Source organism: Bradyrhizobium barranii subsp. barranii (genome assembly GCF_017565645.3).
Classification (GTDB): Bacteria; Pseudomonadota; Alphaproteobacteria; order Rhizobiales; family Xanthobacteraceae; genus Bradyrhizobium; species Bradyrhizobium barranii.
Genome location: NZ_CP086136.1, coordinates 2,996,026 through 3,011,086, shown reverse-complemented (window position 1 = coordinate 3,011,086; position 15,061 = coordinate 2,996,026). Strand labels below are relative to the sequence as shown.

Below are 15,061 nucleotides of genomic sequence, written 5' to 3'. Positions count from 1 at the left end.
CGCGATTCAGGCCATCACCACCGGCGTCTCCTCCGCCAGCCCATACACGCGTTGCGCCTTCGAAAACCCTGCGATCGGAAATTCGCCGAGCTCGCGCCAGTCATGGCGGCAGGCGTTCGCGAAGACTTCCGAGACCACGACAGTCCGCCCCAGCCGGCCCGTGATCTTCTCCAGTCGCGCCGCGAGATTGACGGCGGGGCCGATGCAGGTGAAGTCGAGCCGGTTGCCGCCGCCGATATTGCCGTAGAGGATGTTGCCGACGTGCAGCGCGACGCCGAAGCGGAAGCGCTCGACGACATCGCCGACCGGAAAGGCGAGTGCCTCGACGCTGGCGCGGGATTCGCGCGCGGCCTCCAGCACGCGCGCGCAGACATGCGCGGCATCGCCGATATATTCGTCGATCGGGAACACCGCGAGCAGGCCGTCGCCCATGAATTTCAGGACCTCGCCGCCATGGCCCCGGATCGCGGTGACCTGGCAGTCGAAATAGTGGTTGAGGATCTCGACCACGGTCTCGGCCGGCAGCCGGTCCGAAAGTGCGGTGAAGCCGCGCAGATCCGAGAGCCAGATCGCGGCCTGCATGGTGTCGTTGTGGCCGCGGCGGATCTGGCCGCCGAGGATACGCGCGCCGGCACGGTTGCCGACATAGGTGTCGAGCAGCATCTCGGCGGTGCGGCGCAGACTGATGATCTCGCTGACGCGCGCGAGCGGTGTCACGATGGAGCGGATTGCCGCGATATCGTCGTCGCTGAAGCCGCCGGGATGCCGCGTGACCCAGCTCGTCGCGTGGATCGAGCCGTCGAGATAGTGCATCGGCATCGCGAGGTAGTCGGTCACGCCTTCGGCGCGCATGTCGTCTAGGAACGGAAACCGCTTGCTGTCCGGATCGTCCATCCGTCCCCGGACCTCCAACCCCTCCTCGAACACGATCCGGAGCGGGCTCCGGGCGAATTCGGGCGTGTCCAGAATCTCGAAATCGACAGTGCCGATCTCGACCTTCTGACCTTCCCGCCAAATGAAATTGCGGCCGAAGATTTCCGGATGCAGCGTTCGGATGAAGATACCGAACCGCGACAGCGGCAAGCCGGCCGCGACCAGATGCTCGCAGACCTCGGCGATCATCTCGGAAGGGGTCCCGGACGACCTCGCACCGTCGATCAGCCAGTTGGTGATGCGCTGGATCTCGGAGTTTTGCATGTCCGCATTTGCGGACGAAGTTGTGGGGACGTCAAGCTGCGCGGTGGGCTAGTACCGCGACACGAGTGCTCTAGCGTCCAACCTGCCCGCGATCCCGAATGAAATGATCGGCCAGCACGCAGGCCATCATGGCCTCGCCGACGGGCACTGCGCGGATGCCGACACAGGGGTCGTGGCGGCCCTTGGTCATGATCTCAGTGTCGGCCCCAGCGCGATCGACCGTCAAACGCGGCTGGAGGATCGACGAGGTCGGCTTCACCGCGAAACGCACCACCACCGGCTGTCCGGTGGAGATGCCGCCCAGAACGCCGCCGGCATGGTTGGAGAGGAAGCGCGTGCCGTCATTGCCCGTGCGCATCTCGTCGGCGTTCTCTTCGCCGGTGAGCTCGGCCGCGCCAAAGCCGGCGCCAATCTCGACGCCCTTCACGGCGTTGATGGTCATCATCGCACCCGCGAGATCAGAATCGAGTTTTGCGTAGATCGGCGCGCCGAGGCCTGCCGGCACGCCTTCGGCGACGACCTCGATCACCGCGCCGATCGACGAGCCGCTCTTGCGGATGCCGTCGAGATAGGTCTCGAAGAACGCGGCCTTGTCCTTGTCCGGACAGAAGAACGGATTTTTGGCGATCTCGTCCCAGTCCCATTTGTCGCGGTCGATCTTGTGCGGGCCGATTTGTACCAGCGCGCCGCGGACCTTGACGTCGGGCAGCACTTTTCGCGCGATCGCGCCGGCGGCGACGCGCATCGCGGTCTCGCGCGCCGAGGATCGGCCGCCGCCGCGATAGTCGCGCAGGCCGTATTTGGCCTCATAGGTGAAGTCGGCATGACCGGGACGAAACTTGTCCTTGATCTCGGAATAGTCCTTCGAGCGCTGGTCGGTGTTCTCGATCAGCAGGCCGATCGGGGTGCCCGTCGTCACCTGCACGCCGGTCTCCGGATGCGCCATCACGCCGGACAGGATTTTGACCTGGTCCGGCTCCTGGCGCTGGGTGGTGAAGCGCGATTGGCCGGGCCGGCGGCGGTCGAGATCCTGCTGGACATCGGCCTCGGTGAGCGGGATCATGGGCGGACAGCCGTCGACCACGCAACCGATCGCTACCCCATGGCTCTCGCCGAAGGTGGTGACGCGGAACATGTGGCCGAAAGTGTTGAAGGACATCGCTGCTCGCTGGGTCGGGTCCGGCGTGTGGTAACGCGCGGGGGGCCGGGGGTCAAACCCATAGCCACCGTGGATGACGGCGAACCGGCCTAACTAAACTTCTCCAGCCGCCCGTCCCGAAACACGTAGACGGCGCCCTGCTCGATATAGAGCTCGGCGGCGCTCGCCGGCGTCTCGAGGCCGAGCGAAACCATCAGGGCCCGGCAAGTCCCGCCATGGGCGACCGCAACGGTATCGGTCCGGAGCTCGTCGTACCAGGCCCGCACGCGGACCTGCACATCGGCGTAGGTCTCCCCGTCCGCGGGGCCGACCGTCCATTTGTCGGCGAGGCGCCGGGCGTAGACGTCCGGATCGGCCGCCTCGCTCTCGGCCAGCGTCAGCCCTTCCCAGCTGCCGTAGCCGATCTCGCGCAGGCGATCGTCGAGCGCATAGTCGGCCTGCGGCAGCTCGAGCTTGCCGCGCGCGAGTTCCATGGTCTGGCGTGCACGCCCGAGCGGGCTCGACACGTAGGGTAGCGCCGCCTTGTCCTTGCCGTCGCGCTTGAAGAGATCCGCCAGCACGCCGCCGGCCTGCACGGCCTGACCGCGTCCACGCGCGTTCAGCGGAACGTCCTTGGTGCCCTGAAGCCTCCCGAGCGCATTCCACTCGGTCTCACCGTGGCGAAGATAATAGATCGTGGGCACCGGCATTCCAGATTTATAAGCTAGTCCTTGCCGCCGAACGAGATGTCCGGCGCGTCCGGGCGCTTCATGCCGAGCACGTGATAGCCGGAATCGACGTGATGCACCTCGCCGGTGACGCCGCGCGCGAGATCGGAGAGGAAATACAGCGCGCTGCCGCCGACGTCTTCGATCGAGACGTTGCGCCGCATCGGCGCGTTGTTCTCGTTCCACTTCAGGATATAGCGGAAGTCGCCGATGCCGGACGCCGCGAGCGTCTTGATCGGGCCGGCGGAGATCGCGTTGACGCGGATGTTCTTCTCGCCGAGATCGGCCGCGAGATAGCGGACGCTGGCCTCCAGCGCAGCCTTCGCCACGCCCATCACGTTGTAGTGCGGCATCCACTTCTCGGCGCCGTAATAGCTGAGCGTGATGAGCGAGCCGCCGTCGGTCATCAGCTTCTCGGCGCGCTGAGCTACGGCCGTGAACGAGTAGCAGGAGATCAGCATCGACTTGGAGAAATTCTCCGGCGTGGTGTCGACGTAGCGGCCGTCGAGCTGCTCGCCGTAGGCGATCGCATGCACCAGGAAGTCGATCTTGCCCCACTTCTCCTTCAGCACTGCGAAGGCGGCGTCGATGGTCGCGGCATCGGTGACGTCGCAATGGCCGAGCACGAGACCGCCGATCTCGGCGGCGAGCGGCTCGACGCGCTTCTTGAGCGCATCGCCCTGATAGGTGAAGGCGAGCTCGGCGCCGGCTGCGTGGCATGCCTTGGCGATGCCCCAGGCGATCGAGCGGTTGTTGGCAAGGCCGAGGATCACCCCGCGCTTGCCCTGCATCAGACCTGAATTCTGCGCCATTTGCTAACGTCCCGTCGAGCTCTCGTTGAGGTCTGGAGGTACACCAGCCCTCCTTCGCGGTACAGTCCTAATACGCGGCGTTAACGCTGTTTCAAGCGCCGGAATAGCCGTTCCGTTCGGGTGTTATGATGATTGAGGCGCTCGCGCCGAACACCAGGACGTCAAGACGGCATGAGTGCGTTTCGCCAGAGTGTGGAAGCCATGATCCCGGCGTTGCGCCGCTACGCCCGCGCGCTCACGCGCGATGCGGATGCGGCCGACGACCTGGTGCAGGATACGCTGGTGCGGGCGCTGCGTTCGGAGCGCCTGTTCCTCGGAGGCGATGTCAGGAGCTGGCTCTATACGATCTTGACCAATCTCAACAAGAACCGGCGGCGCTCGTTGGCAAGACGCCCGCAATTCACGCAGCTGACGGAGAACAATCCGGATGCCAGCGGGACCGAGGCCGAAGGGCGCGACATCGAGAAGGCGCTGGCGACGCTGGTCGAGGAGCAGCGCTCGGTCCTTCTGCTGGTGATGCTGGAGGGCATGAGCTACCGCGAGGTCGCCGACATCCAGGGTGTGCCGATCGGCACTGTGATGTCGCGCCTGGCGCGGGCGAGAGCCCACGTCAAAGCCTCGCTGGAAGGTGAGCGCCCGGCGCTCAAGCGGGTGAAGTGATGGCAGTGTTGATACATCGCGCAGGTCGCTTGGCCTGCATGGAGCGGGAAGCAACGCAATTGAACCGCGAAAGACATTTTGGGCCGCAGAGCCAGAGACGATCGATATGAACGACCATAATATTCCCATTACCGAAGACGAGCTGCACGCCTATGTCGACGGCGAGCTGCCGGCCGAGCGCCGCGCCGACGTCGAGGCCTGGCTTGCCGCACACCCTGACGATGCCGGACGCGTGCAGTCCTGGCGCGCCATGGCCGAGATGCTTCACGCGCGTTACGACTCTGTCGTCCAGGAGCCGGTGCCGGCCCGGCTGGAGCTCGAGCGGCTGGAGCGCCGTCCCCGGCAATGGTTCTATGCCGCCGCGGCGGCTGTGCTGGTCGCCTTCGTGGCCGGCGGCACCGCCGGTTGGGTGGCGCATGGCGCGGCCAACGCCCCCTCGACCTTCCAGAGCTTTACGGCGGACGCGCTTGACGCCCACCGCCTCTATGTCGTCGAGGTTCGCCACCCGGTCGAGGTCGGCGGCAACGAGCGCGATCATCTCCAGGCCTGGCTGACCAGGCGCTGCGGCTGGACCGTGTTCGCGCCGAACCTGGAGGCGAGCGGGCTGAAGCTCGTCGGCGGCCGGCTCTTGCCGGGGCCGAACGGTCCGGCGTCGTTCCTGATGTATGAGGGCGCCTCGGGCGAGCGATACACGATCTACACCGCCAAGACCGAGACCGGCGCGACTCAGATGCGCTACGCCAAGGCCGACAAGGACGGCGCACTGTTCTGGGCCGAGCGCGGCGTCGGCTACGTCGTCAGCGGCGGCAGCGATCGCGATCGCCTGACCAAGGTCGCGCAGGCGGTCTACGACCAAGCCGAGAAAAACGGTACCTGAGCAACCGCTTGAAGGCGGTGCCTCGATTCCGACATTGAAAATTTGGAATCAAGACATGGGTGCGTCTCATTATCGCACCGGATGCTCACGAGAAAATGAGTAGCGTTCGATCCGCCGATCGACGCGGGCGGCCTCGATTGGGGTTTTTGGTACCGCGCTGGTCCCCCTCTCGAGGCCGCACCTATTATCGACTGCCCCGCCGGACAGCCGACACGTCGAACCACATGGGCCGAGAGGCGCTCTCACGCCTCAGGCATATGACGAGCATCATCTGTCGAGAGATGCTCTGGACCTCTGGGAGACCCCCCTTCAGTTGCGACTTCGCCCTAAAGCGCGATGGCTCACGCTTCAGCAGTTTTCTCTGCGCATGATCTTTTCGGAAAGCCGCTGAACGCCAAATGAACGCCTCGCGCTCACGCGGCCCCCGGGTCCGGATCATGCCTTAGCCAAGCCCGCTACGTGGATTGTAGGGGTGTTGGTCCCGCCACTTCTCCATCAATGCCTCAAGCTCGGCGTCGTTCCCGTCCGGTAGCATAATCCTGATGGTAACGAAGAGATCCCCGGTTCCGCCGGCTTTTGGCAATCCCTTGCCCTTGAGGCGGAAGGTCCGGCCGCTGGAGGTGTTTTTCGGGACCGACAGTTCCACGGCATTGCCGAGGGTCGGCACGCGGACCTTGCCGCCGAGCACCGCCTCGTAGAGCGTGACCGGCAGGTCGATCCTGAGGTCGGCACCCTCGATCTTGAAAAACGGGTGCGGCGCGATGCTGATCGTGATCAGGAGATCGCCCGGCGGATGGCCCTGAGCGCTCTCGCCCTGCCCCCGCAACCGGATCTGCTGGCCCTCGGTGACGCCGGCCGGAATCTTGACGTTGAGCTCCTTGCCCGTCGGCAGCCGGACGCGCTTCTCGCCACCCTTGACCGATTCTTCCAGCGAGACGGACATCGCGACATTGACGTCGAGATCGAGGCCGATCCCGCCGGTGTCGAATTCGAACTGCCCGGCGCCGCCGGCCCCGGGCCGCGCACCACGCGTCCCGCCGAACATGCTGTTGAGGATGTCCTCGAATGCACCGCCGCCCTGGCCAGGGCCCGCGCCGCCACTGCGGAACGTATAGCTTTCGAACCCGCCGGGACCTGCACGGCCGCGTGGCCCGCCGCCGCCCGGAAAACCCTGGAAGCGCGGCTTGCCGTCGGCGTCGATCTCGCCGCGGTCGAACTGCTTGCGCTTGTCCTCGTCGCCGATGATCTCGTTCGCCGAATTGATCTCGGAGAAGCGCTCGGCGGCCTTGGGGTCATCCTTGTTGCTGTCGGGATGGTGCTTCTTGGCAAGCTTGCGATAGGCGCTCTTGATCGCGGCAGCGTTGGCGCTCCGCGGCACCCCCAAGACCTCATAGGGGTCGCGCATCCGTCACGTCTCCTTCAAGAGAAATCGAATTGTTCAAAGGGCTCCCCGCCCCATCTGCTGGTCATGTGGGAGGCGAGTGGCATTTTTGCAACTAGCCGCGGAGCCGATTCCTAGCTCCGCCACGGCTTTAGCGTATGAATCTCCCAACGGCCACGGCTGCTTTGGCAGCCGGCGCCCTGGAGCCAGCTTTCGGTGCTGCCATTGACGTAGCTCGCCAGGAAGTCCCGGCACTTGCGGCCGTCCTCGGCGGCATAGGACTGCGCGATCGGCGTCACCGAGCCGCGCGCTCCGGTTTCCGGATTCTCCCAGTGCTGGCTGGAATCCTTGTCGCCCTTGCTCAGGACGTCGGAGGCGGCGTTACGGGCGAAGGCAAGATCGGTGTCGGTCGGCGGGGCGTCCTTTGCCGGCCGCGCGATCGAGCCGGTCAGGTCGCTGTCGTCGGCCTTGGCGTAGGCGCTGGTGTCGTTGCGGGAAAAGCTGCAGCCGCCGGAGCCGAGCCCGATCAGAATCATAGTCATGACAAAGCCGGACGGCCGGATCGCCGATAGGCCAACGCGTCCCCATGCCCTATATAGGGCGGTAGCGGACAACAACGCGTTTTGGGCCGCGGGACGCAATTCGGACTCCGGACATGACCGACACGACCTCGATGAAACACCAGACACCCTTAACATCCGGTGATTTCACCACAGCCGACGAGCCATTTGCGCTGTTCGAGGCCTGGCTGAACGAGGCGATCAAGAGCGAGCCGAACGATCCGAACGCCATGGCGCTCGCAACCGTCGACCCCGACGGGCTGCCAGACGTGCGCATGGTGCTGATGAAGGGCTTCGATGCCGACGGTTTCGTCTTCTACAGCCACATCGCGAGCCAGAAGGGCCGCGAACTCGCCGCAAATCCTAAGGCGGCGTTACTTTTTCACTGGAAGTCGCTGCGCCGTCAGGTCCGCATCCGCGGCAACGTGACGCCGGTGACCGACGCCGAGGCCGACGCTTACTTCGCCACCCGTCCCAAGCAGGCGCAGATCGGCGCCTGGGCGAGCAAGCAGTCCGAGGCGCTGGAAAGCCGCTTCGCCTTCGAACAAGCCATCGCCAAAGTCGCGGCCAAGCACATCATCGGCGAGGTGCCGCGGCCGCCGGGCTGGAGCGGCTGGCGCATCACGCCCTCGCGTATCGAGTTCTGGCACGACCGCCCGTTCCGCCTGCACGACCGTATCGAATTTCGCCGTGACGCGGCCGGCCAGCCATGGTCCAAGACGCGGATGTATCCCTGAGCTTAGGCCGACCTGAAAGATGTCCATGCCGCATTCGTCCAATGCGCCGCGCCGCACGCTGCTCCTGACCGGAGCGAGCCGCGGCATCGGCCACGCCACCGTGATCCGGTTCTCGTCGGCGGGCTGGCGCGTCATCACCTGCTCGCGGCATCCCTTCCCCGAGGATTGTCCGTGGGACGCCGGCCCCGAGGATCACATCCAGGTCGACCTCGGCAACACCCTGGACACCGCGCGCGCGATCACCGACATCCGCAACCGGCTCGAAGGCGGCATGCTGCATGCGCTCGTCAACAACGCCGCGATCTCGCCGAAGGGTCCGGGCGGCTCGCGGCTTGGCTCGGTCGACACCGACCTCGACACCTGGACGCACGTCTTCCACGTCAATTTCTTCGCACCGATCATGATCGCGCGGGGATTGATCGAGGAGTTAAAGGCGGCCAGGGGCTCGGTCGTGAACGTCACCTCGATCGCGGGCTCGCGCGTGCATCCCTTTGCGGGCGCCGCCTATGCCACATCGAAAGCCGCGCTTGCATCCCTGACGCGCGAAATGGCCTCCGATTTCGGCCGCGTCGGCGTCCGCGTCAACGCGATCGCACCGGGCGAGATCGACACCTCGATCCTGTCGCCGGGCACCGAGAAGATCGTCGACCAGCAGATCCCGATGCACCGGCTCGGCACGCCCGACGAGGTCGCCAAGATCATCTACGTGCTGTGCACGGACACCAGCTCTTACGTCAACGGCGCCGAGATCCACATCAACGGCGGCCAGCACGTGTAAGGCCAGGCAGGCGAAGCATGGGCCGGTTCGCGAGCACTGCGTCACTCTACGAGCATTTGCGGCCGCCCTACCCGAGCGAATTCTTTCGCAGCGTCGCGCACAAGCTTGGTCTCACCAAACAGAGCAGCCTGATAGACCTCGGCACCGGACCCGGACTCCTGGCGCTCGGCTTCGGCCCCTATGTCGGCCGCATCGTCGGCGTCGACCCTGAACCTGCGATGCTCGATGCGGCGCGACGCGCGGCTGCGAGCGCTGGCCACGCACTCACGTTGATCGAAGGCAAGGTCGAGACGCTTAGCCCCGACATCGGCGCATTCGACGTCGTGACCATCGGCCGCGCGCTGCATTGGATGGATCGTGAGCCGACGCTTGCGCGGCTCGATCGACTGGTCGCGCGCGATGGGGCAATTCTGATCTGCGCCTCGTTCTCGGCCACCGACGGCAGCAACCCGTGGCTCGATGGCTACAACGACGTCCGCCGCCGCTGGTCACCGGCCAAGCTCTGGGAGGAGGCAGGCATGGGCACGCGCACCCATCGCGACTTGCCGGCGTTCTTTCGCGGCAGCGCCTTTCAGCCCACCGAGCTCGTCACGGTTGAGACCAGCCACACAATCAGTGTGCAGGATCTGACACGCCGCACCCTCACCTACTCGTCGTCATCGCCGGAAGCGCTTGGCGAAAATGCCGACGAGATGCTGCGCGATGTCGGGCAGCATCTCGCTCCCTTCAGTCGCGACGGTGCTATCGCCGAGACCGTCGTCTCGACGGCCCAGATCGTGAAGCGCTAGATGATTTTCCCGCTCGAAGCGCGGGAAGCAAGGCGATCCAGACAACGCCGCCGCAGGACCTGGATCGCCTTTACCCTTCCGTTCCTCAATCGACTCGAATCCGACGCGACCGATCGCGCAGCCGCGGAGCGGCCGTGCTGAACGCAGTCGAGCAGTCGTCGTCGTTCTCACCGTCGAGCAGCGGAGCACCACAGTGCCGGCACATGCGTGCCGACATCCACGACGCCTTGCCGCTCGCCAGGACCTGACGATAATTCGCCAGATCGATGACGTTGCGGGGCGACGTTATGTGTTTTTCAACCATGGCTGTTCCTCGCGGCTAACATGCTGCTTATCGCAGACAAGTTTCGCGCAAACGTTCAGCCCACTGCTCAAATTTTACCGGAGGAATTGGGGCGGCGGGCACACATCACGGCGCGGCCTCAATCCCGCTCTATTCTGCGACACCAACCACCGTGTCTCGTTGAACGGCGTAAGGTCTCGGTAGGTATCAAAGCCACTTCTTCCACTTGAAGAGCCAGTACGGGACGATCGCGGCGGCGAGCATCATCACCAGCGCCATCGGATAGCCGTGGACCCATTCGAGTTCCGGCATCGCCTTGAAATTCATGCCGTAGATCGAGGCGATCAGCGTCGGCGGCATCAGGACAACCGCCATGACCGAAAACAGCTTGATGATGTTGTTCTGCTCGAGATTGACGACGCCCAGCATGGCGTCGAGCACGAAGGTGATCTTGCTGGAGAGATAAGAGGCGTGGTCGGTCAGCGAGGCGACGTCGCGCTGCATGGTCTTGAGCTGCTCGCGCATGTCCTTCGACCATTTCACGCCCTCGACCACCGCGGAGAGGAAGGTGACGACGCGGCCGATCGACACCAGGCTTTCGCGAACCTTCGAGGTCAGATCGCCCTTCCGCCCGATCGAGATCAGGATCTGGGAATATTGCTTGGCGTGGCCGTGGCGTTCGCTCTCGGGCTCGAAGATGTCGTGCGAGACCTGGTCGATCTCGGCGCCGCAGCGCTCCAGGATGTCGGCGCAGCGGTCGATCACGGCGTCCAGCAGTTCCATCAGGACCATCTCGCCGGTGATCGCGGGCGCGCAGGACCGGGCCAGCTTGGCCTCGACCAGCGCAAACGGCTTGGGCTGGTCGTAGCGCACCGTCACCAGGCGATGGTCGCCGAGAATGAAGGTCACAGCCGTGGTCCGGGGCATGTCGGTGTCGGACTGGCACATCAGCGTCGCCGTCATGTAGCGGGCGCTGTTCTCGATATAGAGGCGGCTGGAGATCTCGATCTCCTGCATGTCCTCCCGGGTCGGGATCGCAATGCCCGAGAGCCGCTCCACCGCCTTGTCCTCAGCCGCAGTCGGATTGACCAGGTCGATCCACACGGCGTGCTCGGGAACCGCCGCGAGGTCCTCGACGACCGCTTTCTTGAGGGAGGAGTCGGAGGGAACGAACACAGAAAACATGCACAACTCCAGCAGGGGCCTGCGACAGACTGGCAGCCCTTAGCGCGATTCTGACAAGTTCATGATGACAAGCACATTAACGGGGCGTTTGCATTTGTGGCGGCGCCGTGGCCCAACCGTGGCACGGAATCGACAGTCGGGCGTGCTTTGCCTAAAAACCAGCACAGGAGCGCAAAACTTGCGGCAAAAAAGCCACAGCTTGGCTCTTGCAGCGCGGGAAAAGGTCCGAAACGCTGGAATTGTGGCAGATTTCAACGATAATAGGGCCCAACGGAGTCGTGGTTTGGGCGCGTCTCAAGCCCCGCGAAAGCTAGTTGTTGTCGATTGGAATCAAATCATGTCGTCGCTGAAAGTTATGCTGGGTATTTTGGCCGCTGGCCTGATGCTGTCGGGCTGCATGCAGGCCACACATTTTGAAGCGACCGACACCAAGGCCTTCAAGCCGAAGGACAAGGAACTCCTCGCCAAGGTCCGGTACGAGAACACCCCCGTCGCCGAGCCGTTCCGCCGCGCCATCGTCGATTACCACCGCAAGGAATCGCCGGGCTCGATCGTGGTCGATTCCGACAACCATTACCTCTACTGGGTGATGGATGGCGGCAAGGCGATCCGCTACGGCATCACCGTCGGCGAAGAAGCCATGGCCTGGTCGGGCATTGCCAAGGTTGGCAGCATGACCGAGTGGCCGGCCTGGCATCCGACCCCGGGCGAGATTTCGCGACTGGGCGTGTCGACCTACGTTGCACCGGGTCCGGACAATCCGATGGGCTCCCGCGCGATGTATCTCTACTCCGGCGGCAAGGACACGCTGTTCCGCATCCACGGCACCAACCAGCCGGAATATATCGGCGCCTCGATCTCGTCGGGCTGCATCCGTCTGACCAACGAAGACGCGATCGACCTCTATGGCCGCGTCAAGGTCGGCACCATCGTCGTGGTGCTCGAGCCGAAGCATGGCGACTCGCCCTACAATTCGCGCCTCGCGCTCGGCGGCAGCCAGACGGGCCAGGCGGGCAGCTACTGATCGCCTCCTGGGACATTCAAAAGCGCCGGTTTTACCGGCGCTTTTTTGTTGCCGGCTTGTGCGGCTCGGCTTTGGTGCCATCGGCGGCCGACTTGTCCGCCGGCGCAGGGGATTTCTGCGCCGGCTCGTCGTCAGCTCCGTCCCTGGCTCCATCCTTGGCCTCAGGCCTGGCCGCGACCTCGCGCGGCGGCGCCTCCTCGGGCCGTCCTGCCGGCAGCAACGGGGCGACCTGCGGCAGGGGATCCCAGACGTTCCACTGACAAATCCGGTAGTCATTGCGCCGCTGCGCGAGGTCGAGATGGATGTGGTCCTCGTGATACCAGTCCGAGCCCGGACCGAGCACGGTGGAAAAGCGCGCGCAGACCGAATGCAGCACGCGCTCGCGCACATCGCGCGGCATGCTGCGGTCGGTCAGGCCGATCGACCGCCCGTTGGCGAGCTTGATGGCGCGGACGTCGAGCGCGTTGGCCTTGCCGTGCTCGGACAGCATCGCGCCGGCGATGCGGTTACGGCCTCGGCATTCGAAGCTGTCGAAATTGTCGAGGTCGCTGATGGTCGAGCCGAGGCTCGCCGCCAGCGGCACCATGTCCTTGCGCACCCAATCGGCGATCGCGGAGGCCATGGTGCAGCGGAGGATCGCCGCCGGCTTGACCGCCACCTTGCGCTTGTCCGGCAGCACGATCGCCTCCAGCCGCACCAGATCCTCACCGCCGCAGGCGCCGGGGCCGCGAATATCGGGAATGGACGGCGCGACGGCGATCTCCTCGGTCAGCGCCAGCCGGCAGGCCGAGAGCTGCTTCTCAGGCGGCGGCGCGGCCTCGGCGGGCTTGTTGGCACTGGGCTTGTCTGCGGAAGGCTTCCCCTCTGCCTCCGGCGCGGCCTCGTCCGTTGCTTGGGGGGCCTCCTCCGGGCGGGGCTTTGGTAGCGGTATCCTGGCGGAGTGCACCTTCGCGCGCGGCCGTGGTGTACCAAGACCGAAGATATCCAGCGGCGCAGCATATTTTCGCGCTTCTGCCCGCTCCGCCAGCACAAGCGACAGCCCGAGCGCAGCGGTAACCATTGCCGCGCCTGCGGGCATATAGCCGCGACAAGACCATTTGCGGCGAAAGTCCGGCAGGCTAAAACTCATGACAATTCTTTGGCCCAGCGCTGAGAGCTATAAAAAGTCCAGCCCACCTCGGAGGAATGTCTGAATGCTTGGTTTGATGCAAGATTGGCCCCTGCTCTGCCACCGGATCATCGAACACGCCGCCAAGATTCATGGCAAGCAGGAGGTCGTTACGCGATCGGTCGAGGGACCGATCCATCGCACCACCTACGGCGAAATCCACAAGCGGGCGCTCAAGGTCTCGCAGGTGCTGGAGCGAGACGGCATCAAGCTCGGTGACCGTGTCGCAACGATCGCCTGGAACACCTGGCGCCATCTCGAGGTCTGGTACGGCATCATGGGGATCGGCGCCATCTGCCATACCGTCAATCCCCGCCTTTTCCCCGAGCAGATCGCCTGGATCATCAACCATGCGCAGGACCGCATCGTGATGACCGACCTCACCTTCGTTCCGGTCCTGGAGAAGATCGCCGACAAGCTGCCAAGCGTGGAACGCTACGTCGTGCTCACCGACAAGGCGCACATGCCGCAGACGACGCTGAAGAACGTGGTCGCCTACGAGGACTGGATCGCGGAGGCCGACGGCAAGTTCGAATGGAAGGACTTTGACGAGAACACGGCAGCCGCGATGTGCTACACATCCGGCACCACGGGCGATCCGAAGGGTGTTCTGTATTCGCATCGCTCCAACGTGCTGCACGCGCTGATGGCGAACAATGTCGATGCGCTCGGCACCAGCGCGTCCGAGACAATGCTGCCGGTGGTGCCGCTGTTCCATGCCAATAGCTGGGGCATCGCCTTCTCGGCCCCCTCGCAAGGCACCAAGCTGGTCATGCCCGGCGCCAAGCTCGACGGCGCCTCCGTCTACGAGTTGCTCTCGACCGAGAAGGTGACGCACACGGCGGGCGTGCCCACGGTGTGGCTGATGCTGCTGCAGCACATGGCGGCCAACAATCTGAAGCTGCCGGCTTTGAAGATGGTGATCTGCGGCGGCTCGGCGATGCCGCGCTCGATGATCAAGGCCTTCCTCGACATGGGCTCGAACGTGCGCCACGCCTGGGGCATGACCGAGATGAGCCCGATCGGCAGCGTCGCGGCGCTGAAGCCGCCGTTCCAGAATGCGACCGGTGAGGCGCGGCTCGACGTGCTGCAGATGCAGGGCTATGCGCCCTTTGCGGTGGAGATGAAGATCACCGACGATGCCGGCAAGGAGCTGCCCTGGGACGGCAAGACCTTCGGCCGTCTCAAGGTCTCCGGCCCCGCCGTCGCCAAGGCCTATTACCGCGTCGACAGCAACATCCTCGACGAGGAAGGCTTCTTCGACACCGGTGACGTCGCGACCATCGACGAGGCCGGCTACATGCGGATCACCGACCGCTCCAAGGACGTGATCAAGTCCGGCGGCGAGTGGATCTCCTCGATCGACCTCGAAAACCTCGCGGTCGGCCATCCCGCCGTGGCGGAGGCCGCCGTCATCGGCATCTATCATCCCAAATGGGACGAGCGGCCGCTGCTGATCGTGCAGCTCAAGCAGGGCCAGCAGGCCAGCCGCGAGGACATCCTGAAGTTCATGGACGGCAAGATCGCCAAATGGTGGATGCCTGACGACGTCGCCTTCGTCGAAGGCATTCCGCACACCGCGACCGGCAAGATCCTGAAGACCGCACTACGCGACCAGTTCAAGGATTACCGTTTCCCGAACGCGGCGGCGTAACCCTCGGTACCGCCCTCCCCCTGGAGGGCGTGAGCGCTCGACGCATTGAAGCCTCCACAACGTCATGGCCGGGCTTGTCCCGGCCATGACG

At 64.8% G+C, this 15,061-nt stretch carries 16 protein-coding genes; 7 read left to right on the top strand and 9 right to left on the bottom strand.

Features of this window, described 5'->3' with window-relative positions:
* Positions 1–6: 6 nt before the first annotated feature.
* The 4 genes from J4G43_RS14510 to fabI all read right to left on the bottom strand — a co-directional run bounded on the left by J4G43_RS14510 (position 7) and on the right by fabI (position 3,875).
* Positions 7–1,197 (bottom strand): adenylate/guanylate cyclase domain-containing protein, encoded by a 1,191-nt coding sequence (locus J4G43_RS14510; RefSeq protein WP_208085196.1) that lies wholly within the window; start codon positions 1,195–1,197, stop codon positions 7–9.
* A 70-nt stretch (positions 1,198–1,267) separates the two neighbouring features.
* On the bottom strand, positions 1,268–2,356 hold the full coding sequence (gene aroC, locus J4G43_RS14505; RefSeq protein WP_208085195.1) for a chorismate synthase: 1,089 nt from the start codon (positions 2,354–2,356) through the stop codon (positions 1,268–1,270).
* A gap of 89 nt (positions 2,357–2,445) precedes the next feature.
* A complete protein-coding gene (locus J4G43_RS14500; RefSeq protein ID WP_028148204.1) occupies positions 2,446–3,045 on the bottom strand; it encodes a histidine phosphatase family protein in 600 nt (199 codons plus the stop codon).
* Between the two features lie 14 nt (positions 3,046–3,059).
* On the bottom strand, positions 3,060–3,875 hold the full coding sequence (gene fabI, locus J4G43_RS14495; protein WP_166087769.1) for an enoyl-ACP reductase FabI: 816 nt from the start codon (positions 3,873–3,875) through the stop codon (positions 3,060–3,062).
* Between the two features lie 171 nt (positions 3,876–4,046).
* On the opposite strand from fabI, the gene J4G43_RS14490 reads away from it, so the two are divergent.
* Positions 4,047–4,535, top strand: coding sequence for a sigma-70 family RNA polymerase sigma factor (locus tag J4G43_RS14490; protein ID WP_014497222.1), 489 nt, complete (start codon positions 4,047–4,049; stop codon positions 4,533–4,535).
* Positions 4,536–4,641: 106 nt separating this feature from the next.
* Complete coding sequence (locus J4G43_RS14485; protein ID WP_028148206.1) at positions 4,642–5,412, top strand: anti-sigma factor family protein; 771 nt, start codon at positions 4,642–4,644, stop codon at positions 5,410–5,412.
* A gap of 442 nt (positions 5,413–5,854) precedes the next feature.
* On the opposite strand, the gene J4G43_RS14480 is transcribed toward J4G43_RS14485, so the two are convergent.
* Both J4G43_RS14480 and J4G43_RS14475 read right to left on the bottom strand, forming a co-directional pair.
* The gene (locus J4G43_RS14480) at positions 5,855–6,817 is read right to left on the bottom strand and encodes a DnaJ C-terminal domain-containing protein (RefSeq protein WP_208073498.1); all 963 of its coding nucleotides are present in this window, start codon (positions 6,815–6,817) and stop codon (positions 5,855–5,857) included.
* A gap of 110 nt (positions 6,818–6,927) precedes the next feature.
* Positions 6,928–7,335, bottom strand: a complete 408-nt coding sequence (locus J4G43_RS14475; protein ID WP_028158074.1) for an RT0821/Lpp0805 family surface protein — start codon at positions 7,333–7,335, stop codon at positions 6,928–6,930.
* 113 nt (positions 7,336–7,448) lie between these two features.
* Between J4G43_RS14475 and pdxH the strand changes: the two genes are divergently transcribed.
* From pdxH to J4G43_RS14460, 3 genes are read left to right on the top strand one after another with little or no spacing between them, the layout of a single operon-like run.
* Positions 7,449–8,090: a pyridoxamine 5'-phosphate oxidase gene (gene pdxH / locus J4G43_RS14470; RefSeq protein WP_208085194.1), complete on the top strand. Its 642-nt coding sequence runs from the start codon at positions 7,449–7,451 to the stop codon at positions 8,088–8,090.
* A gap of 25 nt (positions 8,091–8,115) precedes the next feature.
* Positions 8,116–8,868 carry an SDR family oxidoreductase gene (locus J4G43_RS14465; RefSeq protein ID WP_208085193.1) on the top strand — a complete coding sequence of 251 codons (753 nt, stop codon included), beginning with the start codon at positions 8,116–8,118 and terminating at the stop codon, positions 8,866–8,868.
* A gap of 17 nt (positions 8,869–8,885) precedes the next feature.
* A complete protein-coding gene (locus J4G43_RS14460; RefSeq protein ID WP_208085192.1) occupies positions 8,886–9,656 on the top strand; it encodes a class I SAM-dependent methyltransferase in 771 nt (256 codons plus the stop codon).
* Positions 9,657–9,741: 85 nt separating this feature from the next.
* Here the strand turns inward: J4G43_RS14460 and J4G43_RS14455 are convergent, their stop codons facing one another.
* Together J4G43_RS14455 and J4G43_RS14450 are read right to left on the bottom strand one after the other, a co-directional pair.
* Entirely contained in the window at positions 9,742–9,960 is a 219-nt protein-coding gene (locus tag J4G43_RS14455) for a hypothetical protein (RefSeq protein WP_208085191.1), read from the bottom strand.
* Between the two features lie 186 nt (positions 9,961–10,146).
* Positions 10,147–11,124 (bottom strand): magnesium transporter CorA family protein, encoded by a 978-nt coding sequence (locus tag J4G43_RS14450; RefSeq protein ID WP_166087661.1) that lies wholly within the window; start codon positions 11,122–11,124, stop codon positions 10,147–10,149.
* 337 nt (positions 11,125–11,461) lie between these two features.
* Between J4G43_RS14450 and J4G43_RS14445 the strand changes: the two genes are divergently transcribed.
* On the top strand, positions 11,462–12,148 hold the full coding sequence (locus tag J4G43_RS14445; protein WP_208085190.1) for a L,D-transpeptidase: 687 nt from the start codon (positions 11,462–11,464) through the stop codon (positions 12,146–12,148).
* Between the two features lie 31 nt (positions 12,149–12,179).
* On the opposite strand, the gene J4G43_RS14440 is transcribed toward J4G43_RS14445, so the two are convergent.
* The gene (locus J4G43_RS14440; protein ID WP_208085189.1) at positions 12,180–13,277 is read right to left on the bottom strand and encodes an extensin family protein; all 1,098 of its coding nucleotides are present in this window, start codon (positions 13,275–13,277) and stop codon (positions 12,180–12,182) included.
* Between the two features lie 64 nt (positions 13,278–13,341).
* Here J4G43_RS14440 and J4G43_RS14435 point away from each other — a divergent pair, with 64 nt between their 5' ends.
* A complete protein-coding gene (locus tag J4G43_RS14435) occupies positions 13,342–14,970 on the top strand; it encodes a fatty-acid--CoA ligase (protein WP_166087579.1) in 1,629 nt (542 codons plus the stop codon).
* The last annotated feature ends 91 nt before the right edge of the window (positions 14,971–15,061 follow it).

What these genes read in the sequence shown, in the direction of transcription:
- J4G43_RS14475 (WP_028158074.1), bottom strand. Translation starts at nt 7,335, where the DNA reads ATGACTATGATTCTGATCGGGCTCGGCTCCGGCGGCTGCAGCTTTTCC.
- aroC (WP_208085195.1), bottom strand. Translation starts at nt 2,356, where the DNA reads ATGTCCTTCAACACTTTCGGCCACATGTTCCGCGTCACCACCTTCGGC.
- J4G43_RS14510 (WP_208085196.1), bottom strand. Translation starts at nt 1,197, where the DNA reads ATGCAAAACTCCGAGATCCAGCGCATCACCAACTGGCTGATCGACGGT.
- J4G43_RS14485 (WP_028148206.1), top strand. Translation starts at nt 4,642, where the DNA reads ATGAACGACCATAATATTCCCATTACCGAAGACGAGCTGCACGCCTAT.
- J4G43_RS14490 (WP_014497222.1), top strand. Translation starts at nt 4,047, where the DNA reads ATGAGTGCGTTTCGCCAGAGTGTGGAAGCCATGATCCCGGCGTTGCGC.
- J4G43_RS14460 (WP_208085192.1), top strand. Translation starts at nt 8,886, where the DNA reads ATGGGCCGGTTCGCGAGCACTGCGTCACTCTACGAGCATTTGCGGCCG.
- pdxH (WP_208085194.1), top strand. Translation starts at nt 7,449, where the DNA reads ATGACCGACACGACCTCGATGAAACACCAGACACCCTTAACATCCGGT.
- J4G43_RS14445 (WP_208085190.1), top strand. Translation starts at nt 11,462, where the DNA reads ATGTCGTCGCTGAAAGTTATGCTGGGTATTTTGGCCGCTGGCCTGATG.
- J4G43_RS14500 (WP_028148204.1), bottom strand. Translation starts at nt 3,045, where the DNA reads ATGCCGGTGCCCACGATCTATTATCTTCGCCACGGTGAGACCGAGTGG.
- J4G43_RS14455 (WP_208085191.1), bottom strand. Translation starts at nt 9,960, where the DNA reads ATGGTTGAAAAACACATAACGTCGCCCCGCAACGTCATCGATCTGGCG.
- fabI (WP_166087769.1), bottom strand. Translation starts at nt 3,875, where the DNA reads ATGGCGCAGAATTCAGGTCTGATGCAGGGCAAGCGCGGGGTGATCCTC.
- J4G43_RS14450 (WP_166087661.1), bottom strand. Translation starts at nt 11,124, where the DNA reads ATGTTTTCTGTGTTCGTTCCCTCCGACTCCTCCCTCAAGAAAGCGGTC.
- J4G43_RS14440 (WP_208085189.1), bottom strand. Translation starts at nt 13,277, where the DNA reads ATGAGTTTTAGCCTGCCGGACTTTCGCCGCAAATGGTCTTGTCGCGGC.
- J4G43_RS14480 (WP_208073498.1), bottom strand. Translation starts at nt 6,817, where the DNA reads ATGCGCGACCCCTATGAGGTCTTGGGGGTGCCGCGGAGCGCCAACGCT.
- J4G43_RS14465 (WP_208085193.1), top strand. Translation starts at nt 8,116, where the DNA reads ATGCCGCATTCGTCCAATGCGCCGCGCCGCACGCTGCTCCTGACCGGA.
- J4G43_RS14435 (WP_166087579.1), top strand. Translation starts at nt 13,342, where the DNA reads ATGCTTGGTTTGATGCAAGATTGGCCCCTGCTCTGCCACCGGATCATC.